General features: G+C 63.5%; 25 protein-coding genes and 1 tRNA gene. 18 read left to right on the top strand and 8 right to left on the bottom strand.

Translation table 11 applies throughout. From position 1 onward, the window contains the following. Nucleotides 1-148: 148 nt before the first annotated feature. From cmk to aroA, 3 genes are read right to left on the bottom strand one after another with little or no spacing between them, the layout of a single operon-like run. On the bottom strand, nt 149-805 hold the full coding sequence (cmk, locus tag GA829_RS01550) for a (d)CMP kinase (protein WP_195179479.1): 657 nt from the start codon (nt 803-805) through the stop codon (nt 149-151). A gap of 1 nt (nt 806) precedes the next feature. After that, entirely contained in the window at nt 807-1,418 is a 612-nt protein-coding gene (locus GA829_RS01545; protein ID WP_195176841.1) for a hypothetical protein, read from the bottom strand. Next, a complete protein-coding gene (gene aroA, locus GA829_RS01540; protein ID WP_195176840.1) occupies nt 1,411-2,772 on the bottom strand; it encodes a 3-phosphoshikimate 1-carboxyvinyltransferase in 1,362 nt (453 codons plus the stop codon). Before aroA ends, GA829_RS01545 begins: the two co-directional genes overlap by 8 nt. A gap of 204 nt (nt 2,773-2,976) precedes the next feature. Here aroA and GA829_RS01535 point away from each other — a divergent pair, with 204 nt between their 5' ends. Together GA829_RS01535 and GA829_RS01530 are read left to right on the top strand one after the other, a co-directional pair. After that, nucleotides 2,977-3,366, top strand: coding sequence for a TIGR02300 family protein (locus GA829_RS01535; protein ID WP_195176839.1), 390 nt, complete (start codon nt 2,977-2,979; stop codon nt 3,364-3,366). Nucleotides 3,367-3,537: 171 nt separating this feature from the next. After that, nucleotides 3,538-3,613, top strand: a tRNA-Ala gene (locus GA829_RS01530). Between the two features lie 218 nt (nt 3,614-3,831). On the opposite strand, the gene GA829_RS01525 is transcribed toward GA829_RS01530, so the two are convergent. Further along, the gene (locus GA829_RS01525) at nt 3,832-4,305 is read right to left on the bottom strand and encodes a hypothetical protein (protein WP_195179478.1); all 474 of its coding nucleotides are present in this window, start codon (nt 4,303-4,305) and stop codon (nt 3,832-3,834) included. Between the two features lie 297 nt (nt 4,306-4,602). On the opposite strand from GA829_RS01525, the gene GA829_RS01520 reads away from it, so the two are divergent. From GA829_RS01520 to GA829_RS01490, 7 genes are all read left to right on the top strand, one after another. Then, the gene (locus tag GA829_RS01520) at nt 4,603-5,811 is read left to right on the top strand and encodes an ROK family transcriptional regulator (RefSeq protein ID WP_195176838.1); all 1,209 of its coding nucleotides are present in this window, start codon (nt 4,603-4,605) and stop codon (nt 5,809-5,811) included. Further along, nucleotides 5,808-7,067, top strand: a complete 1,260-nt coding sequence (locus GA829_RS01515; protein ID WP_195176837.1) for a M20 family metallopeptidase — start codon at nt 5,808-5,810, stop codon at nt 7,065-7,067. The genes GA829_RS01520 and GA829_RS01515 overlap by 4 nt, the downstream gene beginning before the upstream one ends. Before the next feature lie 39 nt (nt 7,068-7,106). Further along, nucleotides 7,107-8,174 (top strand): substrate-binding domain-containing protein, encoded by a 1,068-nt coding sequence (locus GA829_RS01510; protein WP_195176836.1) that lies wholly within the window; start codon nt 7,107-7,109, stop codon nt 8,172-8,174. Nucleotides 8,175-8,237: 63 nt separating this feature from the next. Beyond that, on the top strand, nt 8,238-9,296 hold the full coding sequence (locus GA829_RS01505; RefSeq protein WP_195176835.1) for a substrate-binding domain-containing protein: 1,059 nt from the start codon (nt 8,238-8,240) through the stop codon (nt 9,294-9,296). Further along, nucleotides 9,296-10,264, top strand: coding sequence for an ABC transporter permease (locus GA829_RS01500; RefSeq protein WP_195176834.1), 969 nt, complete (start codon nt 9,296-9,298; stop codon nt 10,262-10,264). The genes GA829_RS01505 and GA829_RS01500 overlap by 1 nt, the downstream gene beginning before the upstream one ends. Before the next feature lie 22 nt (nt 10,265-10,286). Further along, complete coding sequence (locus GA829_RS01495) at nt 10,287-11,486, top strand: alanine racemase (protein WP_195176833.1); 1,200 nt, start codon at nt 10,287-10,289, stop codon at nt 11,484-11,486. Nucleotides 11,487-11,491: 5 nt separating this feature from the next. After that, nucleotides 11,492-12,250 carry an ATP-binding cassette domain-containing protein gene (locus tag GA829_RS01490; RefSeq protein WP_195176832.1) on the top strand — a complete coding sequence of 253 codons (759 nt, stop codon included), beginning with the start codon at nt 11,492-11,494 and terminating at the stop codon, nt 12,248-12,250. A 117-nt stretch (nt 12,251-12,367) separates the two neighbouring features. Here GA829_RS01490 and GA829_RS01485 read toward each other — a convergent pair whose 3' ends face one another. Further along, nucleotides 12,368-12,697: an L-rhamnose mutarotase gene (locus GA829_RS01485; protein WP_195176831.1), complete on the bottom strand. Its 330-nt coding sequence runs from the start codon at nt 12,695-12,697 to the stop codon at nt 12,368-12,370. Between the two features lie 154 nt (nt 12,698-12,851). On the opposite strand from GA829_RS01485, the gene GA829_RS01480 reads away from it, so the two are divergent. Beyond that, on the top strand, nt 12,852-14,363 hold the full coding sequence (locus GA829_RS01480) for a UxaA family hydrolase (protein WP_195176830.1): 1,512 nt from the start codon (nt 12,852-12,854) through the stop codon (nt 14,361-14,363). An 18-nt stretch (nt 14,364-14,381) separates the two neighbouring features. On the opposite strand, the gene GA829_RS01475 is transcribed toward GA829_RS01480, so the two are convergent. After that, nucleotides 14,382-15,143, bottom strand: a complete 762-nt coding sequence (locus GA829_RS01475; protein WP_195176829.1) for a GntR family transcriptional regulator — start codon at nt 15,141-15,143, stop codon at nt 14,382-14,384. Between the two features lie 244 nt (nt 15,144-15,387). Here GA829_RS01475 and GA829_RS01470 point away from each other — a divergent pair, with 244 nt between their 5' ends. From GA829_RS01470 to GA829_RS01450, 5 genes are all read left to right on the top strand, one after another. After that, on the top strand, nt 15,388-16,134 hold the full coding sequence (locus tag GA829_RS01470) for an SDR family NAD(P)-dependent oxidoreductase (protein ID WP_195176828.1): 747 nt from the start codon (nt 15,388-15,390) through the stop codon (nt 16,132-16,134). A gap of 182 nt (nt 16,135-16,316) precedes the next feature. Next, on the top strand, nt 16,317-17,789 hold the full coding sequence (locus GA829_RS01465; protein ID WP_258052086.1) for a sugar ABC transporter ATP-binding protein: 1,473 nt from the start codon (nt 16,317-16,319) through the stop codon (nt 17,787-17,789). After that, nucleotides 17,786-18,784 carry an ABC transporter permease gene (locus tag GA829_RS01460; RefSeq protein ID WP_195176826.1) on the top strand — a complete coding sequence of 333 codons (999 nt, stop codon included), beginning with the start codon at nt 17,786-17,788 and terminating at the stop codon, nt 18,782-18,784. Before GA829_RS01465 ends, GA829_RS01460 begins: the two co-directional genes overlap by 4 nt. Continuing rightward, the gene (locus GA829_RS01455) at nt 18,784-19,746 is read left to right on the top strand and encodes an ABC transporter permease (protein WP_258052085.1); all 963 of its coding nucleotides are present in this window, start codon (nt 18,784-18,786) and stop codon (nt 19,744-19,746) included. The genes GA829_RS01460 and GA829_RS01455 overlap by 1 nt, the downstream gene beginning before the upstream one ends. A gap of 23 nt (nt 19,747-19,769) precedes the next feature. After that, nucleotides 19,770-20,705 (top strand): sugar ABC transporter substrate-binding protein, encoded by a 936-nt coding sequence (locus GA829_RS01450; protein WP_195176824.1) that lies wholly within the window; start codon nt 19,770-19,772, stop codon nt 20,703-20,705. 107 nt (nt 20,706-20,812) lie between these two features. Here GA829_RS01450 and GA829_RS36510 read toward each other — a convergent pair whose 3' ends face one another. Together GA829_RS36510 and GA829_RS01445 are read right to left on the bottom strand one after the other, a co-directional pair. Further along, on the bottom strand, nt 20,813-20,947 hold the full coding sequence (locus GA829_RS36510; protein ID WP_258052084.1) for a hypothetical protein: 135 nt from the start codon (nt 20,945-20,947) through the stop codon (nt 20,813-20,815). A 57-nt stretch (nt 20,948-21,004) separates the two neighbouring features. Further along, the gene (locus GA829_RS01445; RefSeq protein ID WP_195176823.1) at nt 21,005-21,583 is read right to left on the bottom strand and encodes an amino acid synthesis family protein; all 579 of its coding nucleotides are present in this window, start codon (nt 21,581-21,583) and stop codon (nt 21,005-21,007) included. A 180-nt stretch (nt 21,584-21,763) separates the two neighbouring features. On the opposite strand from GA829_RS01445, the gene GA829_RS01440 reads away from it, so the two are divergent. From GA829_RS01440 to GA829_RS01430, 3 genes are all read left to right on the top strand, one after another. Beyond that, nucleotides 21,764-23,557 carry a helix-turn-helix domain-containing protein gene (locus tag GA829_RS01440; RefSeq protein ID WP_195176822.1) on the top strand — a complete coding sequence of 598 codons (1,794 nt, stop codon included), beginning with the start codon at nt 21,764-21,766 and terminating at the stop codon, nt 23,555-23,557. 162 nt (nt 23,558-23,719) lie between these two features. Continuing rightward, nucleotides 23,720-24,727 (top strand): flavin reductase, encoded by a 1,008-nt coding sequence (locus tag GA829_RS01435; protein WP_195176821.1) that lies wholly within the window; start codon nt 23,720-23,722, stop codon nt 24,725-24,727. 33 nt (nt 24,728-24,760) lie between these two features. Continuing rightward, entirely contained in the window at nt 24,761-26,272 is a 1,512-nt protein-coding gene (locus tag GA829_RS01430; RefSeq protein WP_195176820.1) for an aldehyde dehydrogenase, read from the top strand. Nucleotides 26,273-26,290 lie beyond the last annotated feature (18 nt).

Genomic DNA, 26,290 nt, shown 5'->3' with positions numbered 1-26,290 from the left:
CGTTGGCCTGCCGGCGTTCCGGGTCAAAAGACCCTGGGCCGCTGTTCAGGCGGCAATTCCGGCGCATGAAGAATGCTGGCAGGCTGGTTCGTGCCCGATATGGGTATCTCTTTCGCCACCGGCAATCGGCGGCACGGAAAAACCCGGTTCAGGCTTTGTCTCTTTTGGCCATGACGTCATCAATGATCGACTTGGCTGCTAGAAACGCGGCTTCTATAGCCATTTCGCTGGTATCAAGCAAGTGCGCGTCGGCGGCGGGCTTCAAAGGCGAGTCGGCGCGGCCCATGTCGCGCTCGTCGCGGCGCACGATGTCGGCGAGAATCTCGGAGAGATTGGCGGTGCCGCCGATGCTTTCGATCTCGGCCAGCCGGCGCTGTGCCCGCACCTCGGCGCTGGCCGTCACATAGAGTTTGATGTCGGCGTCGGGACAGACGACGGTGCCTATGTCACGCCCGTCAAGCACAGCGCCCGGCGGGCTTTTGGCGAAGTCGCGCTGCTTCTCAACGAGAATGCGCCGCACACTCGGAAACACCGCGACTTTCGAGGCGGCCTCGCCCACTGCATGAGCGGACAAGACAGTACGGTCAAGCTTTGCCAGGTCGACCTGTCGGGCAGCGGTCTCGGCGGCCGAGACATTGTCGAGCGGCAGGCCGACCCGCAGCAGGGCATGGGCAACCGCGCGATAGGTGAGGCCGGTGTCGAGCAGGTTCAGCCGGTAGTGGTCGGCCAATCGCCGCGCCAGCGTGCCCTTGCCGGCGCCGGCGGGTCCGTCGATGGCGATGGTGAGATATCCGACTTCGCCTATGTTACCCACCACGGTCCTCGACGTTGGTTTTCTCGGTGAAGCGGCCAAGCCACATGTAGCTGATCAGCAGAACCAGCATTGGAACAAAGATCAGAAGACCGAGGGCAGCTGCTACCGGATGAATAGGGTTCACCGAACCCAAGGAGATACCCCAAAAGCTCTGGGAAAGCGAAAATAGGCTGCCAATAACGACGCAAAGAACGACTAAGAAAAGGCGCCTTTTCTGCCAAACGTTCAAACCCGAAAACGCCCTTGAAACGACGTGAGACGGTGAAAGAAAGACCACAGGTTCGTTTGCCAAGCCCGAACCACGCAGGATCTGCTGGCGACGTTGCCAGCAAACCACGCTGAATACCGAGTTCACGATGCAATAGCCAACGAGGCAATAGACAAAAATACTGATCGCAGTGAAATCCTGCCACCATGCAAAGAATGCAACTGCGGGAACAACGATTGTCGACCAGGCCAATATCCATTCGGAGTTTGTATGCGATCGAAGGCGGTCGAACTGCTTCTGGCTCACAACATAGGTCGGTGACCAACGGCTCATTCGATAGAATATTCTGCCGCCGTCCCCTTTTGTCCAACCTGGCCCACGTTCAGCCTCAGGCATCGATCTCCGCTCCAAGCCCCTTCATCAGGCCCATGAACTCCGGAAAGCTCGTCGCGATCATCGCCTGGTCATCAATGGTCACCGGCTTTTCAGTCGCCAGTCCCATCACCAGGAAGCTCATCGCTATGCGATGGTCGAGATGGGTCTGCACCGTTGTATCCCGTCCATTCGGATGACCGCCGAGGCCCTTGCCACCCGGCTTGCCGCGTACGGCGAGAGACGCTTCGCCCTCGGTACAGTCGACGCCATTGAGCTTCAGTCCATTGGCGACAGCAGAGAGACGGTCGGATTCTTTCACCCGTAGTTCCTCAAGACCCTGCATCAACGTCTCGCCCTCGGCGAAGCTGGCCGCGACGGCCAGCACCGGATATTCGTCGATCATCGACGGCGCGCGTTCGGGCGGCAAGGTGACGCCTTTCAGTTCGGAGAAGCGAACATGCAGGTCGGCGACATCCTCGCCACCGGCGTTGCGCGGGTTCAGGATGTCGATCTTGCCGCCCATTTCCTGCAAGGTCAGCAGAAGCCCGGTGCGGGTCGGGTTCATCAGCACGTTTTCGATGATAATGTCCGAGCCGGGCACGATGAGTGCGGCCACCAGCGGGAAGCCGGCCGAGGAGGGGTCGCCCGGCACCGCGATGGTCTGTCCCGTCAGCTTGCCCTGGCCTTCGATGAAAATGTGACGCACGCCGCGCTCGTCGGTTTCCACCGACAGGTTGGCGCCAAAGCCCTTCAGCATCTTCTCGGTATGGTCACGCGTCATCACCGGCTCGATGACTGTGGTGATACCAGGCGTGTTGAGGCCGGCGAGCAGCACCGCTGACTTGACCTGCGCCGAGGCCATCGGCACGCGGTAGGTGATCGGTGCGGCATGTTTGGGACCACGCAGCGTGATCGGCATGCGGTCGCCCGGCGTTGCCTTCAGCACCTGCACGCCCATCTGGCGCAAGGGTTCGAGCACCCGGCCCATCGGCCGGCCCGACAACGAGGCGTCGCCAATGAAGGTCGTTTCCATGTCATATGTGCCGACGAGGCCCATGGTCAGGCGCGAGCCGGTGCCGGCATTGCCGAAATCGAGCGGGCCTTCCGGTTGCAGCAGCGCGCCATTGCCGGTGCCGCGGATGACCCATTCGGCGCCGTGTTTCTCGATATGCGCGCCCATTGCCTTCATCGCGGCGCCCGTACGCATCACGTCTTCGCCTTCCAAGAGCCCGGTGATGCGGGTCTCGCCGGAGGCCAGGCCGCCAAACATGAAGGAGCGGTGCGAGATCGACTTGTCGCCCGGCACGCGTGCCGTTCCGGAAAGGGCTGGCGACTTGCGGGCGGTGGCCGGCTTGGAGGCGGCGGAGTGCGACATGGCTATTCCCTGAGCGAACGGTAGTGGACGGCATCTTCGTCTGGCTTCGGGCGGTCTCGTATCACGGCGGGCCGAAATGGTCATCCCCTCGCGCGAGGCCTTCGAACGCAAGGTTTTGTGGCATTGGCCCGAAGCCGGCTTTTCGCTTTGACAGCGCTGCAAACTGTGGTTAAGGGGACCACTCTTTTATCGACGAGGCTTGCCGTGGCAAAAACCGAACTTGGCACAAAACGTATCGACCCGGAGACGGGCCGGAAATTCTACGACCTGAACAAGGACCCGATCGTCTCGCCTTACACGGGCAAGGCTTATCCGCGTTCCTATTTCGACGAAGGCAAGATCGCTGCCGTCGAAGAGGAAGAGGAAGTTGCCGAGAAGGAAGTTGACGGCGAGGAAGAAGAAAGCGCCGAAGTCGTTTCGCTTGAAGAGGCGGACGAGGAGGTCAAGGGCGACGATCTTCCCGATCTCGGCGACGATGATGACGATGTCGACCTTGGCGACGACGAGGACGACACGTTCCTCGCCGACGAAGAGGAAGAAGACGACGACGTTGCCGACATGATCGGCGTGGGCGACGACGACGACGAGGTCTGATCGACCCCGGAAAGCGGGCATTTGCCGGCTTTCTCAGCCTGTGAAGAAAAAGCGCTTCTCGAAGGCTTGATATTGACGAAAGGCGGGGTTAGAAGCCGCCTGCACTAACGGCGCGGTTTCCACCCGCGCCGGATCTCTCGCCGGAAACGGCGCCGGTTGACTGCCGGAAGTGGGGCCATAGCTCAGTTGGGAGAGCGCTTGAATGGCATTCAAGAGGTCGTCGGTTCGATCCCGATTGGCTCCACCAAACAGTCCTAAGCAACCAGCCTGACATTGGCGATCGCCGGAAGACTCATCCAGGCTGCCTGATGCCGTCGCAATCCGTTTGCTTCTGGCGTGGCCGTGCAATTCCCGGCAACGCGCGCCTGATTCCGCGGCTCAACGTTCACGCCGGCATATCAGTTGAGATCGTGGTCTTCGGCGTCCCGGGCGCCAACTGCCCCCGGGACAGCCTGAAATGATGTGTTACTGCTGGACGTAGCAGCGCTTCTGGGCACCGGGAGCGGGATCCTCACCGAACGTATCGTTGTCGCATTGGACACCGTTGCGGAACACGTCCTGGGTGAAGCGGCCCCGCGCGCCGTACCTGACCACCGCGCGGCCACGGAAATCACAGAAGTCGCCTTCGCTGGCGCAGGGTACAAAGCTGTCGCGGCGGGGCTGGTCCTGATCATCATTGTAGCCGCCGCGATCGCGCGTCACGATGTAGCAGGCCTTTTCCCGGCCGGGCGCCGGGTCACCAAAGACACGATTCGTGCAAGGCACCGCGTTGCGGTCGAAAAAACGCGACGTCGTGCGGCCCTGGGCGCCAAAAACGACTTCAGCGGGATACGGCAGTCGGCAAATGCCGCCCTCTCGCGCGCATCGCTGCAGCCGATCCGCCGAAGCGGTGGCGGGGAAAAGCGTGGAAGCGGCCATTGTCAGGCCGCCGAGATACATCAATGTGAACATTATACGCATCGATATTTTTGGGGCGATTGGCACTCTATGTCCTCCATGCGGTTCAAGCTGCATCCTATGCCAGCCCGGTGATGTTCGCAACGAATCGAGCGTTTTCTAGGCGGATACATCAACCGTACTTCACTTACTGTGTCGCTGTTGTGTTAGAGCCAGCTCGGGCCGCTCATAGGCGTTGGAATGCCGATCCGCCGATTGTGATTCAATACGCGCATTGACTTGACTCTTTGCCGGTTATGTATTTAGTTCGTCAACAGCACGAACTAAATAGGCATCTTGATGAACGCCGACCGGTCACTGCTCACCAGACGTGTTTCGCGCCACACAGTGGCCGAGGTCATGTTGCGTCAGGGGCCGATCTCGCGCGCCGACCTCGCCAAGATCACCGGCCTGTCCAAGCAGACCATGTCCGAAGTGGTGGCCGAACTCGAAGCCGGCGGCCTGGTCGCTCCCGTAGGCGTCAATCGCGGCGCGGTCGGGCGCACCTCCGTCACCTATGAAATCGCGCGCGGCGCCGCCTATTCGCTGGGCGTTGACCTCGGCGGCACCAAGATGATCGCCGCGCTTGCCAATCTCGCCGGCGAGGTCGTCGCCGAACAACAAGAAGCCACCGACCCGCGCGGCGGACTGCATGTCCTGACGCAGGTGCGGCGGATGGCAACCAGCCTGGCGGCATCCGCGAAGGTGCCGGCCGAACGGATTCGCAGCGTCGTGCTGGGCACGCCTGGCGTGGTCAGCCCGGCCAGCGGCGCCATTGCCCTTGTGCCCAACATCTCCGGCCTTTCGGAAATCGATGTTGGCAAGACATTGAGCGGCCTGTTTGGCTTCGCCGTCAGCATCGAGAATGACGTCAATCTGGCGATGCTCGGCGAAGCCTGGCAAGGCTGCGCGCAGGGCTGCGAGGACGCCGCTTTCCTGGCGCTCGGCACCGGCATCGGTCTTGGTCTCATCGTCAACGGCAAGCTGGCGCGTGGTGCGACGGGGGCTGCCGGCGAAATCTCCTACCTGCCGATCGGTGGCGACGTTGCTTCGCGTGAGGCGCTGCATGCTGGCGCGTTCGAACTGGAAGTCGGGGCGCAAGGCATCGTGCGCCGCTATCGCGCGGCGGGCGGTGCGGATGCCGCCACGGTGCGCGAGGTGTTCGCGCGGCTGGAAGCGGGCGACGCCGTCGCCGCGACAGTGGTTGACGAGACCGCGCGCATGCTGGCGCTGGCCATCACCGCGCTCTACTCCATAGTCGACCCTCAGATCATCGTGCTGGGCGGCAATATCGGTATCCGCCCTGAACTGATCGAGCGCGTGCGCCGTGAAATGCCCGCGGTGTTCGCCCGCCCCGCTAACATCGTGCCGAGCACGCTCGGCAATCGCGCGGCACTGGTCGGCGCTGTCTCATCCGCCGTCAACCGCTTGCACAACGAGCTGTTTGGCGTTGCCGATCTGCCCGGCGAACTGTCGCTGCCGGGCTCACTTTCGAGGGCCGCCGAATGACCATCGATCCTGATGTCATCACCCGCCTGAAGACGGCGCTTGACGCCGACGCCGCGCTGGACCTGTTGCGCCGCGCCGTGGGCACGCCAAGCGTCACCGGCACCGAGGCGGCCTTTGCTTCGCTGCTCGCCGGCGAATTGACGGCGCTCGGCTGCGAGGATGTCGTGCTCAAGGAATTCGCGCCCGGCCGCCCGAATGTGCGCGGCCTGCTGCGCGGCGAGGGCAAGGCCTCGCGCCTGCTGGTCACCGGCCACACCGACACCGTGCATGTGCGCGGATGGGAAGAGCGCTGGGCCGGCACCGAGCGCGAAAGCCCGTTCGGCGGCGCCATTGTCGACGGCTCGATCTGGGGGCGCGGCACCGGCGACCTCAAGGCCGGCATCTGCACCACCATCGCCGCCGCGAAGCTTCTCGCCAGCGCTGGCATCACCCCGCCATCCGCCATCCAGTTCGCTTTCATCGGCGACGAGGAGAGCGGCGAGCCGGATACCGGCGTCAGCGCCGGCATCAAGGCCTTCGTTGCCGAGATCGAGGCCGGCGCCGTGGCAAGGCCGGATTTCGCCGTCTATGTCGAGCCGACCCGGCTCAACATCTACGCCGCGCAGATGGGGTTCCTGATCTGCGACATCACCATCACCGGCCGTTCCGCCTATTTCGGCGTGCCGGAACTCGGCGTCGACGCGCTGAAGGCAACGCACGGCATCCTGAGCGCGCTGTGGGCGCATTCGGCTGTTCTCGAGGCACGCGCACCGCATGCGCTGGTCGGCCATCCCTTCGTGCTGGTCACGGGGCTCGAAGGCGGCGGCTATATCGCCGTGCCCGGCGAATGCCGCGTCAGCCTGATCCTGAAGCTGATGCCGGGCGAGAACCTCGACACGGCGGTGCGTGACCTGGAAAGTGCGGTACGCGGCGCCAGGGTCGATCCTGAGATTTCGATCGCCTTCGCCTATCCGGCGGGCCGCGACCATGCGGTCGGCGGCACGCCGACGGAAGTCTCGCAGCAACTGCCGGGCGTTACCTTGCTGCGGCAGGCGGTGCAAGCGGTGAGACCCGATCGCGGCGCCATCGAAGGCGCGCCCTACTGGTCGGAAGCGCCGTTCCTGGTCAACCGGCTTGATGTGCCCACCGTCTATTGCGCACCGGGGGACATCCGCAACTGCCACACGCTGGAAGAGCATGTCGTCGTGCAGGAATATCTCGATGGCATCGTCGCCATGGCAGCCTTTTTCGCAAGCTTCGACACCACCGCATCTTGAAACAACCGGGCCGCAGCGGCCCCAATGGAGGAGTAGATCATGTCAATAAGAGCAAGCATCCTGACCACCGCGCTGTGCGGGCTTCTGGCCTTCGCCGCTCCCGCCTTCGCCGGCGGCGCCACTGTCGGTCCCAACGGCGAGAAGCCGACGCCGTCAAGCGACCTGAAGCTGACCGACGCCGAAGTCGCCAAGTTGAAGGAAGGCAAGTTCACCGCCGCGCTGCTCTGGCACACGTCGTCGGATTTCGTCACCGCCGTCAGCGCCGGCGCCACCGATGAGTTCACGCGCCTCGGCATCAAGGTGGTCGCCACCACCGACGCCGGCTTCGATTCGGCCAAGCAGCTGAGCGACGTCGAGACGGTGATGGCCAAGTCGCCAAGCGCGATCCTGGCGCTGCCGCTTGACCCGGTCGGCTCGGCCAAGGCCTTCCAGGCCGCGAAGGAGAAGGGCATCAAGCTGGTGTTCCTGTCCAACGTGCCGGCCGGCTACAAGCAGGGCACCGACTATGTGTCGATCGTCACCGACGATCTGTTCCAGATGGGCAAGCAGGCAGCCGACCAGCTGGCCAAGGCACTGGGCAACAAGGGCAAGGTCGCCTGGATATTCCACGACGCCCAGTATTACGTCACCAACCAGCGCGACAACGCCTTCAAGTCGACCATCGAGAACGACTACAAGGACATCAAGATCGTCGACAGCAAGGGTATCGCCGATCCGGCCCGCGCCGAGGAAATCGCTCAAGGCCTGCTCACCAAGACGCCTGATCTCGACGGTATCTACGTGACCTGGGCGGAGCCGGCGGAAGGCGTTCTGGCGGCCTTGCGTTCGGCCGGCAACACCAAGACCAAGATCGTGACGCTCGACCTGTCGGAGCCGGTGGCCCTCGACATGGTCAAGGGTGGCAATGTCACCGGCATCGTTGCCGACAAGGCCTATGAGCTGGGCCGCGCCATGGCCACCGACGCCGCCTATGGCTTGCTCGGCAAGGAGGCGCCTGCCTTCGTCGTGGCGCCCGCCATCACCATCACCAAGGAAAACGTCGCCGACGGCTACAAGCAGTCGCTGAACCGCGACGCGCCGAAGTCGGTGATCGACGCCGCCAAGTAACGAATGACAACACCAGAGGGAACCGGCCCTGCCGGTTTCCTCGCCACCTGGAGGAGAAACGCAATGTCACGGACCTATTCGACGCGAACACTGCTGATCGCGACCGCCATCACCCTGGCCGCGCTGCCGGCGCTTGCCGCCGAGACCAAGGGACCGCATGGCGAGGCGGCGACGCCGGCCGCTTCGGTGACGCTGACGCCGGACCAGGAAGCCAAGGTCAAGGCCGCGCATTTCAGCGCCGCGATGTCCTGGCACACCACCTCCGACTGGTCGGCCGCCGTCAACAAGGGCGCCGAGGATGAATTCGCCCGCCTCGGCATCAACGTCGTCGCCGAGACCGATGCCGGCTTCGATGCGGCGCGCCAGAAGAACGATATCGAGACGATCCTCGCCAAAAAGCCGAGCGTCATCGTCTCGCTGCCGGTCGACCCGGACACGGCGGCGGAAGTCTACCGCCCGGCGCTCGCCGCCGGCACCAAGCTGATGTTCGTCGACAACGCGCCCAAGGGCTATGTGCAGGGCAAGGATTACATCGCCATCTCGTCCGCCGATCTCGTGCAGATGGGCGCCAAGGCGGGCGAGGCGATGGCGGCAAGCCTCGGCAACAAGGGCAAGGTCGGCTACATCTTCCACGATGCCGCCTTCTACGTCACCAATCAGCGTGACCAGTCGTTCAAGGCCGTCATCGAGAGCAAGCCGGAGATGAAGATCGTCGCCGAGCAGGGCCTCGCTGATCCGGCCCGGGCCGAGGACATCGGCAACGCCTTTGTCGCGCAGCATCCCGACCTGGATGCCATCTACGTCACCTGGGCCGAGCCCGCTGAACTGGTGCTGGCGGCGCTGCGCAACGCCGGCAACAAGCACACCAAGATCGTCACCCTCGACCTGTCGGAACCGCTGGCGCTCGACATGGTCAAGGACGGCAATGTCGCCGCGATTGTCGCCGACGAGGCCTATGCGATCGGGGTCACCGCCGCGCGCGCCGCCGCCCTTGGCCTGCTTGGCGAAAAGGTAGCACCCTTCCTGGCGGTCGACGCTATTGCCGTCACCAAGGATACGGTCAAGCAGGGCTGGAACCAGTCGCTGCACCGCGATCCGCCGGCATCCCTTGGAGCAAACTGATGTCCCTGCAATCGTCGCTGCGCCGGGTGCCGTTCTTCGGCAAGCTCGATCCCAGCGCCTATGTCGTCTATGTCGGTTTCCTGCTGATCTTCGCGGTGTTCGCCGTGGTGCTCCGGGATGACGGCTTCCTGACCTCGACCAACCTGCTCAACATCGTGCAGCAGACGGCGCCGATCACCGTCATGGCGATCGGCATGGTCTATGTGCTGACCGCTGGCGAAATCGACCTTTCGATCGGCTCGGTGGTCGCCATCTCGGCGCTGCTGGCAGCGGTGGTGATGCGCGAGCATCACTGGCTGCTCGGCGTCGCGGCGGGGTTGGCGGCAGGCGCGGTCATCGGCACCATCAACGGCGTGCTGGTCGCCTATATCAGGCTGCCCTCCTTCCTGGTGACGCTGGCGACGATGGGACTTCTGGCCGGCGTCGCCCGCTGGCTGACCAACCTGCAGTCGGTGCCGGTCACCGACCCCACCTTCACCGGCCTGTTCGGTTCCGGCTCACTTGGTGGCATTCCCTCGCTGGTGATCTGGACGGCGCTGGCCATCGTCATCGGCCACTATGTCTACCGCCAGACGCCGTTCGGGGCGCATGTGCTGGCCACCGGCGACAGCCCGCGCGCCGCCCGCGCCGCTGGCATCAAGGTCGACCGGTTGCGGTTGAAGGTGCTGATCCTCGGTTCGATGTGCGCCGCGCTTGCCGGGCTGCTCTATCTCGGCCGCATCCAGGGCGCCCGCTACACTTTGGGCGAAACCGATCTGCTGACGGTGATCGCGGCGGTCATCGTTGGCGGCACGCGCCTCAATGGCGGCGCCGGCACGGTGGTCGGCGCGCTGGTCGGCTCGCTGCTGATGGGCATGCTCAACAACGGGCTGATCCTGATGGGGCTTGCCGTTTCCGAACAGATGATCGTGCGCGGCCTGATCATTCTCGCAGCCGTCGCGCTGACGTTGCGCGAACCGCAGCGCTAACCATTACCCACGGGGAAGAGCCATGTTTCTCGACGTCCTGCGCCGCCGCAATCCGGGCCTGATCGAAGCCGCCATCCGGCTGCATCAGGACAATCTCCTGCCGGCCAACACCTATGTCATCGACACCGACGCGGCCGAGCACAATGCCCGCATCATCCGCGAGGCCGCCGACCGGGCCGGACTGAAAGTGTTCGGCATGACCAAGCAGATGAGCCGCAACGCCGCGTTCTGCGCGGCGCTGATGCGCGGCGGCATAAGTGAATCCGTCGCTGTCGACATGGAGTGCGCCCGCGCCACGCACCGCGCCGGCATGGGCCTTGGCCATCTCGGCCATCTGGTGCAGGTGCCGCGCGCCGAGGCCAATGCGGCCGCTGCCATGATGCCGCGCTACTGGACCGTCTTCAACGACGAGAAGGCGCGGGAAGCCGGTGCGGCCATGCAGCAGGCCGGCCATGAGGGGCAATTGCTGGCCCGCATCTTCGCCAGCGGCGACACGTTCTACAATGGTCATGAGGGCGGCTTTCCCGCCGAAGACATCGTCGCGGTCGCCGACCGTATCGATGCCATTGGCGGCGCGCGTTTTGCCGGCATCACCACCTTCCCGGCGCAACTGTTCGACGCCAGGAGCCGCCGCATCGTGCCGACGCACAACACCGAGACGCTGCGCCGTGCCGCCGAGGCATTGGCCCGTGCGGGCCGCAAGGACATCGAGATCAATGCACCGGGGACGACATCGTCAGTCATCATCGAGGCGCTGAAGGATGTTGGCGCGACACAGTGCGAGCCCGGCCATGGCTTGACCGGCACGACGCCGCTGCATGCGCTGGAGGACCTGCCGGAACTTCCCGCCGTCGCCTATGTCTCAGAGGTTTCGCATATCCACCAGCAGCGCGCTTATTGCTTCGGCGGCGGCCTCTATATCGATCCGGTTTTCCCCGATTATGCGCTGAAAGCCATCGTCTCACGCGAGCCGACCACCGATGCGTCGGCGCTGCGTGGCGTCGAGATCCCGCCGCCGGCGGCCATTGACTATTACGGCATGATCGATGCGTCGGGGCCGGCCAGCCCCCGTGTCGGCGACAGCGTGGTGTTCGGCTTTCGCCCACAGGCCTTCGTCACCCGCGCCTATGTCGCCGGCATTTCAGGTATCTCGCGTGGCGCGCCGAAGCTGGAGGCGATCCACGATAGTTATGGCCACCCGATCAACTGGCCGGCATGGTGATGATGATGGAAAACACCTCAGCCTCTTCCTCAACGCCTGCCTTGGCTCTCAAGGATGTTCGCAAGGAGTTCGGCGGCATCGTCGCCATCGAGAATTTCAATCTCGACATCGCGCGCGGCGAAGTGGTGGCGCTGGTCGGCGACAATGGCGCCGGCAAGTCGACACTGATCAAGATCATCGCCGGCATGTACCAGCCGACATCAGGTGAGATCCGGCTCGGCGGCGAGCCCGTGCATTTCACTGACGCCAGCCAGTCGCAGGCCAAGGGCGTGCAGGTCGTCTACCAGGACCTGGCGCTGGCCGACAGCCAGAGCGTCTACATGAACCTGTTCCTCGGCCGCGAGAAGACGCGCGGGCCGTTCGGCATGCTCGACCGTTCGGGCATGATCGCCGAGACCGAGAAGCTGGTGCGCGACCTCGACGTGCGCATCCCTTCGGCGAGTTCGGTGATCCGCGATTTGTCTGGCGGCCAGCGGCAGGGCGTCGCCATCGCGCGCGCCACCCACTGGGCGAAGAACCTGGTGCTGATGGACGAGCCGACAGCGGCGCTTGGCGTCGCCGAGACCGCCAAGGTCGAGGACATCATCCAGGGGCTCAAGGCGCGCAACCTGGCGATCCTGATCATCAGCCACAGCCTCGACCAGGTCTTCCGGCTCTCGGACCGCATCTGCGTGCTCAGGCGCGGCAAGCAGATTGGCGTGCGTGAGACGAAGAACACCGACAAGAACGAGATCGTCTCGATGATCACGGGCTTGAGCAACTAGAGCATGATCCCGAAAAGTGGGTGCCGGTTTTCGGAAAAGATCATGCTCAAACAAACAGATAGAGCCCCATTCCGATTCCATCGGAATGGGGCTCTAGTTCAATTGGAGCCGCTGTCCTCAGGCGTGGAAAAACACCGGCTCCATTGACGCCCACCACTCACCGGCGGCGCGGGTGTCGAGCGGCTGTTGCAAGGGGTCGCAGATCGTCCACCATTCCTGCATGGCGGGATTGAGCTTCATCAGCGTCATATCCAGGCTGAAATCCTCGCCCCCGTATTCCCAATAGGCAAACAGCAGATTCTCCGGCTCCCGGAGGAAGATCGAGTAATTCCGGATGTTCGCGGCCGTGATCGCCGCAAGCACGTCCGGCCAGACGGCGGCATGAAGCTCCTTGTACCTGGCGATCACATCCGGCTTCAGCCGGATGCACAGCCCCATCCGGGTCATGCTCAACCTCCCGTCCAGACGGAGCCGCGCTGCGTGAGCAGGCGAGGTCCGCCTCTTTCCATCTTGATTGCCAGTGCCTGTTATATTAGTATTCCTTTCCAAATCGCGTTGGCAAGAGGACCTTGCCGCGCCTCCTCTCGAACATCGATGGACCATGGCTCGCACCATCAGACTTACCGACGCCGACAACATTGTCCTGGCGATCGATCCCCTCAACGCTGGCGATGACGTGGATGCGGTAAAGGCGGCGCAACGCGTCCCGCGCGGCCACAAGATGGCCATCAGGCCGATCGCGAAGGATGCTTCCGTCGTCAAATACGGCCAGGTCATCGGCTTCGCCAGGGAAGACATCGCGCCCGGCATGTGGGTGCATGAGCACAATGTCTATGTCCATGCCTTCGACCGCGACTATCAATTCGGTGTCGACGCCAGGCCGACGCCTTACGTTGCGCCTGAGCGGCGGCGTACGTTTCAGGGGTTCAAGCGGGCCAGCGGCAAATACGGCACGCGCAATTACATCGCGGTGCTGACCTCGGTGAACTGCTCGGCGACAGCGTCGAGATTCATCGCCGATCAGGTCAACCGCTCCGGCATCCTGGATGACTATCCCAACATCGACGGCGTCATCTCCCTGGTCCACGGCACGGGGTGTGGGCTCGACATCCATGGCGAGGCCTATGAGTTGCTCAAGCGCACGCAATGGGGCTTTGCCACCAACCCGAATGTCGGCGGGGTGCTCATGGTCGGGCTGGGCTGCGAGTCGTTTCAGATTCCGCGCTGGATGCAATCCTACGGCATCAGGGAAGAGACGACCTTTCGCACCTTGACGATCCAGGAGGTCGGCGGCACGCGCAAGACCGTGGAGGCAGGCGTCGCGGCCATCCACGACATGCTTGCCGTCGTCAACGAGGCAAGGCGCACGCAAGCGCCTGCGTCGGAACTGATGCTGGCGCTCCAGTGCGGTGGCTCCGACGGCTATTCCGGCATTACAGCCAATCCCGCCCTGGGCGTCGCGGTCGATCTGCTGGTTGCAGAAGGCGGCACCGCCATTCTCTCGGAAACGCCCGAGATTTACGGCGCCGAGCATCTGCTGATGCGGCGCGCCGAGAACGCCGAAATCGGTGAAAGGCTGGCTGAGCGAATCCGATGGTGGGAAGGCTACACCGAACGGCACAACATGGAGATGAACAACAATCCGTCCCCCGGCAACAAGGCGGGCGGCTTGACAACCATTCTCGAAAAGTCGCTGGGCGCGGCGGCCAAAGGTGGCTCGACCAACCTCACCGGTGTCTTCAACTATGCCGAGCCGGTCACGGCCAGCGGCCTGGTGTTCATGGACACGCCCGGCTACGATCCGGTCTCGGCGACCGGGCAGGTGGCCGGCGGCGCCAACGTGCTTTGCTTCACGACCGGCCGCGGTTCCGCCTTCGGCTGCAAGCCGACGCCGTCGATCAAGCTCGCATCCAATTCGCTCATCTATGAAAAGATGACCGAGGACATGGATATCAATTGCGGCGACATCCTCGACGGCGCCACGTTGCCGGAAAAAGGCGAGGAAATCCTTCGGAAGATCCTTGCGGTGGCTTCCGGCGAGCGCACCAAATCGGAACTGCTGGGCTATGGCGACAGCGAGTTCGTGCCGTGGTCGATTGGCGCGACCATGTAGGTCTACCGAGCCGTAGGCTCAGGCGATCAGCAGGGAACCATGGGGCTCCGCGTCCAGCAGGGCGATCGTGTTGCGCAGCGATGTTTCCAGATGCGCCTGCAGCGCTTTCATGGCGCCGGCCTGGTCGCGTTTGGCCAGTGCCTTCAGGATCGCGCGGTGCTGGGCGATGGTTTCCTGCCCGGCGCCCGGGGAGGGCAGCGACAACAACCGGCACCGATCCATCTGCGCTTTCGAAATGTCGACGACCTTCCACAGCATGGTCAGGCCGTTCACCTCGGCGATGTAGCGGTGAAAGTCGTCATCCCTGGCGATGGCCTCATCGAAGCGCGAGCGTTTCACCGCGGTCTCATGCGCGTTGATGATGTCTTCCAAGTCCTGGACGTGGTTGGTTTCGATGGCGACCGCCGCCCGCTTGATGCTTTCGAGCTCTAGCGCGATCCGGATGATATAGGCCTCTTCGACCTGCTTGCGGCTGATGTCGGCAACGAATGTTCCGTTCTGGGCGAAGACCTCGATCAGGCCCTCATCGCTGACTTTCTTGACCGCCTCACGCACCGGCGTGCGCGAAATGCCGAGCCTGTGCGCGATCTCGATTTCGTTGATGGGTGCTCCCGGCGCGAGCTTCCCAGTGACGATCGCCTTGCGCACCAGTCCATAGATTTGGTCACGCAGCGGGATGGCGCGGTTGAGCGAAGCGCCTTGCAGGAACTCGGTCAAGCTGCTCTCGGCGCTCTGCGTCGCCCCTGACTTGCCTGCCGTATCCGATGTTCTCGCAGCCATGACCTTTGCCCCTGCCGTGCTCCTGCCGCATGTTGTGCGCCAGGAGTCGCACATAACATTGGGCTCTAAGCCGACACAATTCAATCGGCGCGCTCTGCGCGCGATTCAAGCTTGCATTATACTAGTGTAACATGCGAGAGCAATCCCGGCTGGGAGAGCATTACCGAAACCAGGATGGGCGTTTGGGCGCGCAACCGGTAGGGTCGAGCGCCGGCTCAAATCAGTCTCCAGGGAGAACCAGACGATGAACAGGATTGATCTCGATGGTCAGGTGGCTGTCGTCACCGGTGGGGCTCAGGGACTGGGTTTTGCCTTCGCAAAGCGGATGCTGGCATCGGGCGCCAAGGTCTGCCTGTGGGATGTCAACGCTGATCGGCTCGAAACTGCCACGCAGGAACTGGGCGGTTCGGTACGTTCCGTTGTCGTGGACATTGTCGACCCCGATGCTGTTGTCGCCGCGCATGGCCAGACCGAGGCCGCGTTCGGTGCGGTATCGATCCTGGTGAATTCGGCCGGCATTGCCGGTCCCAACCACACGCTGGAAGCCTATCCGGTCGCCGAGTGGAAGCGGGTGATCGACATCAACCTGCACGGCACCTTTCACGTCAACCGTGCGGTCGTGCCGTCGATGAAGGCGCATGGCTATGGCCGCATCGTCAATGTTGCCTCGATCGCCGGCAAGGAAGGCAATCCGAACGCGTCTGCCTATTCCGCATCGAAAGCGGCGGTCATCGGCATGACCAAGTCGCTGGGCAAGGAACTGGCCGGACTGGATATCGCGGTGAACTGCATCACGCCGGCGGCGGCCCGCACGCCGATCTTCGACCAGATGAAGCAGGAGCATATCGACTACATGCTGTCGAAGATTCCGCGTGCCCGGTTCCTCGAAGTCGACGAGGCCGCGAACATGGTTGCCTGGCTGGTGTCGAAGGAAAACAGCTTCACCACGGCCGCCGTATTCGATCTCTCGGGTGGCCGCGCCACCTACTGATGCCCACAGAAGTTGGCGCCTGGCCGCTTGATTGTGGGCGCCTCCAAAACCGCGTCGGGCGATCCTTGCAGCAGCTATTATATTAGTGTAATAAAACAACGAGGCTTCGAAAAAGGCCGGTAAACATCTGAAACTGGAAACGGGTGAGGGCAGGGATGTCGGCCGCGACAAGCGCTCTTCGCATGCAAGGGATCAGCAAGATTTTCCCTGGCGTGAAGGCGCTCTCCAACGTCAGCCTCAGCGTCGATTTCGGCCGTGTCCATGCCATCGTCGGCGAGAATGGGGCCGGCAAATCCACACTGATGAAGGTGCTCAGCGGCGCCTACCTTCCCACCACCGGAACCACTGAGGTCGGCGGGGTCGAGGTGCGCATGCGCAAGCCCGCCGATGCCCAGAAACTCGGCATCAGGATGGTTCACCAGGAGCTGAACCTGGTTCCCGATCTGACCGTCGCCGAGAATGTCTATCTCGGCCGGATGCCGCGAAAATGGTCGCTGGTCGACAAGGCGGCGATGCTGCGCAATGCAGCGGCGATTCTGCGGGAACTGGGCGCCGACATCGATCCCAGAGCGCGGCTCGGCGATCTCTCGATCAGCCAGCAGCAACTGGTGGAGATCGCCAAGGCCTACGCCGCCAATCCGCGCATCATCGTCCTGGACGAGCCGACGTCGAGCCTGAGCGAACATGAGACGGCGGCGCTGTTCAAGATCCTGCGCAAGATGAAGCAGTCGGGCATCGCCATCGTCTACATCAGCCACCGGCTCAAGGAAGTGCTTGAGATCGCCGATGACATCACGATCCTGCGCGACGGCAGCATGATCGAGACCCGGCCGGCCAGCGGCATCACGGCCGCCGAAATGATCAGGCTGATGGTCGGCCGCGAGGTGACCAACGTTTTCCCGAAAACGCCGTCAACGATCGGAGCCCCGGTGCTGAAAGTAAGCGGCCTCGGCGACGGGTTCAGTTTTGAAGATGTCAGCTTCGAGGTCAGGGCTGGCGAGATACTCGGCCTGACCGGGTTGGTCGGAGCAGGCCGGACCGAGGTCGCGAAAGCTATCTTCGGCCTGTCTGCCGTGACTGCCGGCAGCATCGAGACCCACGGCAAGCCGGTGACGATCCGCTCGCCGTCGGCGGCGATGAAGGCCGGCATCGCCTATGTGCCGGAAGACCGCAAGGGCGACGGCATCATTCCGTCGATGACCGTGCGCGAGAACATCAGCCTGCCGATCCTGCGCCGGCTCACCCGTTTCGGCCGCGTCAGCATGGGCGCCGACCGCAAGCTCGCGGCGAAATACGCCAGGGATCTTTCGATTGTCCCGCCTGATCCGGAGCGCCGCATCAACCTCCTGTCGGGCGGAAACCAGCAGAAGGCTGTCATCTCCAAGTGGCTGTCTGCAAACCCGTCGGTGCTGATCCTCGACGAGCCGACCCGTGGCGTCGATGTCGGCGCCAAGGCCGAAATCCACAGGATCATCGGCGAACTGGTCGCGGCCGGAATGGCGGTGGTGATGATCTCGTCCGAGCTTCCGGAAGTGCTCGGCGTCTGCGACCGCGTCGTGGTCATGCGCGATGGCCATGCCTCTCCGGCGATCGAGCGCAGGCACCTGACGGAAGAACGCATCATGGCGCTCGCCACGGGCGAAGAAACGGCATGACGGACATCGCCCTCACCATGCAAGACGATCTCGGCAACCCGCGCTTCAACCGTGGCAACAGGCTCGCCGAGCTCCTGTCGCGCAACGGCCTCATCATCGCCATCCTGGCGATCGTGATCTACGGGTCGCTAGCCAGCCCGGTCTTCTTCACAGCCGGAAACATGGTCAATGTCCTGACATCGATGGCCATCGTCGGCATCGTCGTCGTGGGCATGACCTTCGTCCTGGTGGTTGGCGGACTGGCCGACCTTTCGGTGCCGGCCACCATCGCCTGTGGCGCCATCCTTTCGCTCGCCCTTCAGCCCATGATCGGGCCGATTCCCGCCTTCGTCCTGGCCATTGCCCTTGCTGGAGCCTGCGGCCTCGTAAACGGCCTGCTCGTTGGCTACATCGGCATCAATCCCATCATCGCCACGCTGGGCGTGGGCACGATCGTGCTTGGCATTGTCCAGGCAGCGGTCGGTGGCGTCATTGTCTACGGCGCGGACCCGGCCTCGGCGGCCCTGGTGAAGAGCCGTGTGCTGGGCATCCCGACCATTGCCCTGATTTTCCTGGTCATCGCCATCGTCGGCAACTTCGTGCTGTCGCGATCCTTCTGGGGCCGATGGACGATCGCCACCGGCGGCAACTACAACGCCGCGCAAGCGAGTGCCGTGCCGGTTCGCGCCGTCAAGGCCGGCGCCTTCGTCATCACCGCTCTGTGCTCGGGTCTCAGCGGCGCCTTGCTCGGGTTGACCTTGCAAAGCGCACGGCCGCTTGTCGGCACCGGCTATGAATTCAGCGCCATCACGGCTGTCGTGGTCGGCGGCATCTCGATCATGGGCGGCTTCGGCTCGGTCCCGCGTGCGATCGCCGGCCTGGTCTTCGTCCAGCTGCTCACCAACATCATGGTGCTGCAAGGCGTCCGCACACCGGTCCAGGGCTTTGTCCTTGGCCTCCTCATCGCCGGCGCCGTCGCCCTTGATGTCGCGCTTCGCAAACGCGGAGCGGCATGATGGCCATGCTCTCTGGGGTCGCCCGCTATCGGGTCGGGCTTATTCTCGGCCTCACGCTGCTGGTGGCCTCGATCCTGGTACCCGGCTTTTTCGGCATGACGACGCTCGGCCTCGGTCTTGATCGAGGCGCTTCGATCGGCATCATCGCCATCGGCCTGACGGCGCTGCTGATCGCCGGCCAGATCGACCTTTCCGGCGGCGCGGTCTTCGCCCTGTCGGGGATCGTTTCGATCGTGCTGCAGCCGAGCCTCGGAATCTGGCCGGCGGCGTGCGTCGGCGTGGCGGCGGGCGCAGCCGCAGGCGTGCTCAACGGCATCCTCTCCGTGGTGTTCAGGGTCAATTCGCTGGTGGCAACGCTTGCCACGATGCTGATCTTCCGGTCGGTCGCCCATTGGGTCACGGCAAGCCAGCCCGTCGCCGGCATCGACATCATGTTCTCCCTGGCGTTGGCCAAGGTCTATTTCGACATCTTCACCGTGCGCAGTGCGCTGTTCCTCGCCGCGATCCTGCTTCTGCATTTCTGGCTGACCCGCACGGTCCCGGGGCGCAACCTGTTCGCCGTGGGGTCGAACGCGAGTGCGGCCGAGGCGAGCGGCATTTCTACCGACAGGATGATGTTTCTGGGCTTCGTCTTCGCCAGCACTTTGGCTGGTGTCGCCGGTGTGCTGCAAAGCCTCGCCACCAACACCGGCTCGCCGGTCTTCGGTTCGGAACTGACCGTCGCGGTGATCGCCGCCGTGGTTGTCGGCGGCACGCGCCTGGAGGGCGGCCGGGGTTCGGCGCTGGGCACCCTTGGCGGTGTGCTCACCATCGCCGCACTCACCACCGCGATGGAGTTCCAGTCGGTGCCCGCATACGTCCAGCAGGTCGTTGCCGGCTTCATTCTCATTCTGCTTGTCGTCCTCGACCGAACGGTTCGGACGGGCACGCCGACGCATGCCGCGGCGGTCGCCTCGGCCTAACTCGACCACAAAGGGAGGAAATGATGACTACCAGGAAAAGTGCTTTGCTTGCGGGCGCCTTGGCGCTTCTGGCCTCGGCCGGTTGGGCCGAAGCCAAGACGGTCTGCTATGTGACCGCCGCGGACTCTCATGCCTATGCGACGCCGGCCAACAAGGCGCTTGAAGCGCGAGCCAAGGAACTTGGCATCGACGTGCTGAGCCTGAGCCAGAACTTCGATGTCCAGACCGGCACCGAGCAGCTCAAGACCTGTATCGCGCGCAAGGCGGACGGCATCATCCTGTGGCCGCTCGATCCGCAGGCTTACATTCCGGGTCTCGCGGGTGCGCAGGCGGCCAACATTCCGGCCATCCTCATCAACTCGCCGATGAGCGACCAGGCCAAGCCCTTCATCAAGTCGTTCACGGGTCCCGACGTCTATGCCGAAGGCAAGATGGCGGCGGACTCGCTGAATGCCGCGCTCAAGGGAGAAGGCGCCGTCGTCATCATTGCCGGCCAGGCCGGCAATGGCACCACGATCGGCCGCGTCGGCGGTTTCGTCGACCACCTCAAGGAACTGGGCAGCAAGATCGAAGTCCTCGACACCGTGAACGCCGACTTCGACCAGCAGAAGGCCCTGGTTGCCAGCCGCGATCTGATCACCCGCTTCGGCGACAAGATCAGCGGCGTCTACGCCAATGACGACACCATGGCGCGGGGCTTCATCGATGCCTGGAAGGAAGCCAATCCGGGCAAGCCGACACCGCCGATCGTCGGCATCAACGGTCAGAAGGATGCCTTTGCCTCGATCAAATCCGGCGAGATGTATTCGACCATCGTTCAGTCGCCTGACGAAGACGGCAAGCTCGCCATCAACACCATGGCCGAGATCCTCGACGGCAAGGAGGTCAAGGATCGCATTCCGATCCCGTTGACGGTCGTTACCAAGGACAATGTCGACACCACGCAGCCGGCCTTTTGATTTTCAAAACGGCTTGCACGCATGAAGACGGGCCCGGCTTTTGCCGGGCCTTTCAGCTCGTTCAGTCGCCTGTCCGTCGACACGGCCATGGGCAAAAGTATCGGCAACTAATCCCGGCGCTTCAACCAGGCAAGCAATCTGTGGAATGAGGGCGAACTGTTGAGGTCGCGTGCCGCCGTAATGGCAAACATCACCACGAACACCACCAGCAGTGCCGCTGAGAGCCCCAACACAAACGCCATTCCACGTCCTCGCCAGACATAGGAACGCGCGCCGCACCTCAAGGTTTCAAGGCAGGTCTAAGCCAATCCCATCTCGGCCATGTCCTGGAATCGGTCGGCGATCCGTGCATGTGGCCGGCCGCCGTCAGCGGCGCCGATCGCCACAACGATTTCATCGGCGGCAGGCCCGTCGCAGATCTGAACATTGGCGGTCAGGAAATGCGACCGCCTGCCGTTTTCGCTCTTGTGCATCATCGGCACCGAGATCGACGCGCCCGGTGCGATGCGGGTGTTGGTGAATTCGAGATAGGTGGTGCCGCCGACGGCATCACGGAAAAGATTGCCGAAGCGCAGCGTATGGATCAGCGCCGAGGCGTGTTCGATCTCGCCGTTGACGCCGGTGGCGGCGGCCTTGCCGTAGGCTTCGATCTTCTCGGCCGGCATCAGGGCAATCAGGCGGTTGGTCAGTTCGCTGCCCAGCCGGGGCGCAAGGCGCAGAATATCGGGCCGCAGGTTCTCGACGAAGCCCTGGCCAGCCCAGGGGTTCCTAAGCACCGCCGCGACGACAATCATGGTCACCGGCTTCGGCGCCGCCTTGCAGCCTTCCACGAAGGTTTCCTCGATGAATGTGGAAATCTTCCTGATATCGAAATCCATGCCGGCTGTTCCCTTCGCAATGCATTGCCAAAGGCGACCCTAGAGACCACAAGCGATAGGTGTCTTCCTCCGTTTCAGAGGAAAACAGGCGTGCGCCGCGCTCGGAAGCGGTGTAGCGTCGACGCCGGTCAAATGGCTTTATTACCGGATCTGCATATTCCCAGGAGACGAGCCCCGGACTTGGATCACCAGTCGCAAATCCTGTCCTTGCGTGACGCCGCCAGCCTGATCAATTCGGGCGGCGACCTCAGCACCGTGCTGCGCGATCTGGTGCTTGCCGCCTGCAGGCACGCCAAGTGGACCATGGGCTCGATCATGAGCATCGACGCGCCGCATGGCCACGCCTTCGTCATCGTCCGACACGACCCGACCTTGATCCAGCGGCCCTTGCCCGACCGCTGGGAGCTCGCGACCAGCCCGTCGATCATCGCCCTGCAGCGCAACGAGCCTGTCTATATCAGGGATGCCCGCGTCTCCGAGGAGTTCTCGGGCTACAGGCGTGAAGCCTTCGAGCGCGACTATCGCAGTGTCCTCGTCATGCCGATGAACTGCAGGGATGATGAAGGGCGGCCGATGGTGCTCAGCGTCGTCTCGCGCGAAATCATGGAGGTGACGGCGCACGATCTGGCCTTCATCGGCATGATCGTCCATCTGGGAGAAATCGCGGTCGAGAAGCAGCACAAGCTGCGCGAGGAAAAGCACGCCGCCGAGCGCCTGCAGCAGGCGTTGCAGGCGCATACGTCCTTGCTGCAGCAGGCGCTGGCCGAAGCCTCGGTTCCGTCGCTTGCAGGAAAGATCAGCGATCTGCTGCCCAACCCCATCGTAGTCGTGGACTTTACCGCCAACCTGATTGTCGCCGGCCACACGCCAAGCGAGGCGCATTTCGATGATGCCGCGTGGCAGCTCGCGGCAACCTCCAGCCTGCACCGGCAGATCATCAAGGCCGCGCGCGCAGCGGTCGACCAGGCGCAGCGCGAAGCCCATACACTGTTCCTGGACGACGGCGTGCGCCGGTTGCGCCTGACCGCCAAGATCGAGCCGCTGAGCGTCGATGCGGAGGCCGTCGGCGCACTGGTGATCTTCACCGCGCAACGGCCCTTCAGCCAGCTGGAGTTGCTGTTGCTGGACAGCGCCAAATTCGCGCTCAGCGTGCAGATGATGCGCAGCTTCATCCGCTTCCGCTTCGAGACCCGCACGCTCACCGACCTGTTCCTGGAGATCGTCGAGCAACGCTGGCATGACGCCAACGATGTCCTGCAAAGGGCGCAGCGCCTCGACATCGACCTGCGCTCGCCCCGGCAGATGATCGTCATCGACCTGCCGGCGCAGAGCAAGCGCGGCGCCGGCTATTCGCTCGACCCGCACCATGCGGTGATCCGGCTGATGCAGCAGAATTCAGTGCCGGCCGGCATTGTCGCTGTGGAGAATGGCCTCGTATGCCTGATCCCCGCCGAGTTGGGCGGCGATCCCGAGCGCGTCAACAAGTTGTTGCACAAGATCGCCGAGGAACTGGGCCGCTACTTCGATCAGGAACCTTTCGTCGTCCTTTCCGGTGTCTGTGCCATGCTTTCGGACTATCCGGCGGCCTGGGATCGTTGCCGGCGCATGATCCGCATCGGCCGCTCATTCGGCCGCACCGGCGTCTTCGCCAGCCAGGATTTCGGCCCGCTGCCGATGCTGGTGGCCGCCGCCGAAGTCGAGGATGTGCGCGGTTTCGTGCATGAGAGCATCGGCGCGATTGCCGAGCACGATCGCGAGCATGGCACGCCCTATATGGATACGCTGTTCGCCTACCTGCGGGAGGGCTGCCGCAGCCAGGCATGCGCCGATTCCATCGGCCTGCATGTCACCACCTTGCGCTACCGGCTGTCGCGGATCCAGGAACTGTTCGGCATCGATCTCGACACGCCAGAGCGGCGCTTCGCGGTTGAACTGGCCATCCGCTTGCGCGGCGTGATCGACAGCCGCGCCTGATCCAAAACCAGATTTGACCACAAGCCATTGCTGTTCGTCCGCGACGGTCACCCGGCAGCTTGCGCCTGCTGTCCGTTTGCTCTGAAACACAGCATCGCCCCGGCCCTACATTCCTCGCAACAGGAGGAAGCGGCGCCCCTGGCGAGCGGCTAGCTTCGTCCCATGATCGCCGCCACAGAAACGTCATCGTCAACCCCGCAGTCGCCGGTTCCGCAGGCGATCGATCCGATCGCGTTGCGGCGGGCCTTCGGAACGTTCGTCACCGGCGTCACGGTCATCACCACCCGCGACGGCGATGGCACGCCGCGCGGCATGACCGCCAACTCATTCACCTCCGTGTCGCTCGATCCGCCGCTGCTTCTGGTCTGCGTCGGCAAGGCCGCCGCCAGCTTCGCCGCCTTCAACACATCGGATTGTTTCGCCGTCAATCTCCTGCATGAAGGCCAGACCGATGTTTCGTCGGTCTTCGCCTCGAAGTCGCCGGACAAGTTTCAATCGATCGTCCATGACCGCGTCCATACCGGGGCGCCGATCCTCAACGAATGCCTGACCTGGTTCGACTGCACCGTCCATGACCGTATCGAGGCCGGCGATCATGTCGTGCTGATCGGCGCCGTGCAGGCCTTCGGCACAAGCCCGTCGGCGCCGCTCGGCTTCTGCCGTGGCCGTTATGCCGCGATCAAGGATCCGCTGCCGCCAGGCTGGCTGGCATCGCACAGCATGATCGTCGGCTATCTCATCGAGGCCGATGGTCAGATCCTGCTGCGCTCCGACGGCAAGGGTGGCTGGGTGCTGCCCAGCGCCAAGAGCCGGAAAGCCGAAAACGAGCTAAAGCTTGAAGGCGGCGACGCGCTGACGCTGCTGCCGGAGGAAACATTTCTCTATTCGGTGTTCGATGTCGCTGACAGCGACCCCGGCTATCTCATCTATCGGGCCCGTCTGGCCGGGATTTCGGCGGCCATTCCGATGCCGCCGGGCTTTCGCTTCTTCCCGATTGCCAATCTGCCATATGACGAGATTCCGGCGCGTGAGATCTGCTCGCTGCTGCGCCGCTACAGCCGTGAACGTCGCGACGAGTCCTTCAGCATCTACATGGATTCCAACGACGGCGGCCGCCTGGCCAGGCTGGATGGAACAACGCTGCCCTGGGCGCAAAGCGCGCAGGAATAGCACCCGAAAAGAATAGAACCTGACAGGACCGACATGAAAACCACAGTCAAGGCGCTCAAGAACTCCCGTCAGGACCTGTTTATCGGCGGCGCTTTCGTTGCGCCTGCCGGGGGAAATTACATCCCGAGCTTTGACCCGACGACCGGCGAGCCCTGGTACGAATTGGCCGAAGCCGATGCCGCCGATGTCGATGCCGCCGTGCGTTCCGCGCAGGCAGCCTTTGTCGATCCGGCCTGGCGCCGCATGACGCAGACCGATCGCGGCAAGCTGCTTCAAAGACTGGCACAGCTGGTTCTGGAACATGCCGACGAACTGGCGTTGATCGAGACCCGCGACAACGGCAAGCTGATCAAGGAAATGCGCGCGCAGATGCGCGCCATGCCTGATGCCTACGGCTATTTCGCCGGCATGGCCGACAAGCTGCTGGGCGACACGATCCCAGTCAACAAGCTCGACATGCTCAACTTCAACCTGCGCGAGGCGATCGGCGTCGTCGCCATGATCACGCCCTGGAATTCGCCGCTGATGCTGCTGACCGGCACGCTGGCGCCTTGCCTGGCGATCGGCAACACGGTGGTGATCAAGCCATCGGAGCATGCCAGCGCATCGACGCTGGCGCTCGCCGAACTCATTGTAGCGGCCGGCTTTCCACCGGGCGTGGTCAACGTTGTCACCGGCACCGGCGCTTCGGCCGGCGAGGCGCTCACCCGTCATCCCGGCATCGCCAAGATCGTCTTCACCGGCAGCACGGCGACCGGGCGCAGGATTGCCCAGAACGCCGCCGGCAACCTCATTCCGTGTCAAATGGAACTCGGCGGCAAGTCGCCGCATGTGGTCTTCGCCGATGTCGAGATGGAGCATGCCGTCAACGGCGTCGTCTCGGGCATTTTCGCGGCTGCCGGCCAGAGTTGCGTCGCCGGCTCGCGCTGTTTCGTCGAAGCCAGCATCTATGATCGCTTCATCGAGGCGCTGGTCGAACGCACGCGGCGGGTCAGGGTTGGCCATCCCATGCAGGAGGACACCGACATCGGCCCGCTGGCGCTGTCGGCGCAGCTGTCCAAAGTTGAATCCTATGTTGCCTCGGGGGTGCGCCAGGGCGCCCGGATTGCCGTTGGCGGCAGGCGGCCACAGGCATCGGACCTGGCTGGCGGCTGGTATTTCGAACCGACTGTCATGACCGACGCCCGCAACGACATGGACTTCATGCGCGATGAGATTTTCGGCCCGGTGGTCGGGGTCATACCCTTCTCGTCCGAGGAGGAGATGACCGCGCTCGCCAACGACACTCACTATGGGCTGGCATCCGGAATCTGGACCAAGGACATCGACCGCGCGCTGCGCTTCGCCCGCAATGTCGATGCCGGCACCGTGTGGATCAACACCTACCGGGCATCGTCCTTCATGTCCGCCAATGGCGGTTTCAAGGAAAGCGGCTACGGCCGGCGCGGCGGCTTCGACGTCATGCAGGAATTCTCAAGGGTGAAGAACGTGGTCGTCGACTATTCCGGAGCCATGCAGGACCCGTTCGTCATCCGCTTGCGCTGATCGCGACACCATTCATCC

The sequence above is a fragment of the Mesorhizobium sp. INR15 genome, from assembly GCF_015500075.1.
Taxonomy (GTDB): Bacteria; Pseudomonadota; Alphaproteobacteria; order Rhizobiales; family Rhizobiaceae; genus Mesorhizobium.
This window is presented reverse-complemented; position numbering and strand designations above follow the sequence as displayed.

Coding starts and splice junctions, on each gene's coding strand:
- GA829_RS01545 (WP_195176841.1), bottom strand. CDS start 1,418: ATGCCTGAGGCTGAACGTGGGCCAGGTTGGACAAAAGGGGACGGCGGC.
- aroA (WP_195176840.1), bottom strand. CDS start 2,772: ATGTCGCACTCCGCCGCCTCCAAGCCGGCCACCGCCCGCAAGTCGCCA.
- GA829_RS01525 (WP_195179478.1), bottom strand. CDS start 4,305: ATGTATCTCGGCGGCCTGACAATGGCCGCTTCCACGCTTTTCCCCGCC.
- GA829_RS01520 (WP_195176838.1), top strand. CDS start 4,603: ATGAACGCCGACCGGTCACTGCTCACCAGACGTGTTTCGCGCCACACA.
- GA829_RS01515 (WP_195176837.1), top strand. CDS start 5,808: ATGACCATCGATCCTGATGTCATCACCCGCCTGAAGACGGCGCTTGAC.
- GA829_RS01510 (WP_195176836.1), top strand. CDS start 7,107: ATGTCAATAAGAGCAAGCATCCTGACCACCGCGCTGTGCGGGCTTCTG.
- GA829_RS01505 (WP_195176835.1), top strand. CDS start 8,238: ATGTCACGGACCTATTCGACGCGAACACTGCTGATCGCGACCGCCATC.
- GA829_RS01500 (WP_195176834.1), top strand. CDS start 9,296: ATGTCCCTGCAATCGTCGCTGCGCCGGGTGCCGTTCTTCGGCAAGCTC.
- GA829_RS01495 (WP_195176833.1), top strand. CDS start 10,287: ATGTTTCTCGACGTCCTGCGCCGCCGCAATCCGGGCCTGATCGAAGCC.
- GA829_RS01490 (WP_195176832.1), top strand. CDS start 11,492: ATGGAAAACACCTCAGCCTCTTCCTCAACGCCTGCCTTGGCTCTCAAG.
- GA829_RS01485 (WP_195176831.1), bottom strand. CDS start 12,697: ATGACCCGGATGGGGCTGTGCATCCGGCTGAAGCCGGATGTGATCGCC.
- GA829_RS01480 (WP_195176830.1), top strand. CDS start 12,852: ATGGCTCGCACCATCAGACTTACCGACGCCGACAACATTGTCCTGGCG.
- GA829_RS01475 (WP_195176829.1), bottom strand. CDS start 15,143: ATGGCTGCGAGAACATCGGATACGGCAGGCAAGTCAGGGGCGACGCAG.
- GA829_RS01470 (WP_195176828.1), top strand. CDS start 15,388: ATGAACAGGATTGATCTCGATGGTCAGGTGGCTGTCGTCACCGGTGGG.
- GA829_RS01465 (WP_258052086.1), top strand. CDS start 16,317: ATGCAAGGGATCAGCAAGATTTTCCCTGGCGTGAAGGCGCTCTCCAAC.
- GA829_RS01460 (WP_195176826.1), top strand. CDS start 17,786: ATGACGGACATCGCCCTCACCATGCAAGACGATCTCGGCAACCCGCGC.
- GA829_RS01455 (WP_258052085.1), top strand. CDS start 18,784: ATGGCCATGCTCTCTGGGGTCGCCCGCTATCGGGTCGGGCTTATTCTC.
- GA829_RS01450 (WP_195176824.1), top strand. CDS start 19,770: ATGACTACCAGGAAAAGTGCTTTGCTTGCGGGCGCCTTGGCGCTTCTG.
- GA829_RS36510 (WP_258052084.1), bottom strand. CDS start 20,947: ATGGCGTTTGTGTTGGGGCTCTCAGCGGCACTGCTGGTGGTGTTCGTG.
- GA829_RS01445 (WP_195176823.1), bottom strand. CDS start 21,583: ATGGATTTCGATATCAGGAAGATTTCCACATTCATCGAGGAAACCTTC.
- GA829_RS01435 (WP_195176821.1), top strand. CDS start 23,720: ATGATCGCCGCCACAGAAACGTCATCGTCAACCCCGCAGTCGCCGGTT.
- GA829_RS01430 (WP_195176820.1), top strand. CDS start 24,761: ATGAAAACCACAGTCAAGGCGCTCAAGAACTCCCGTCAGGACCTGTTT.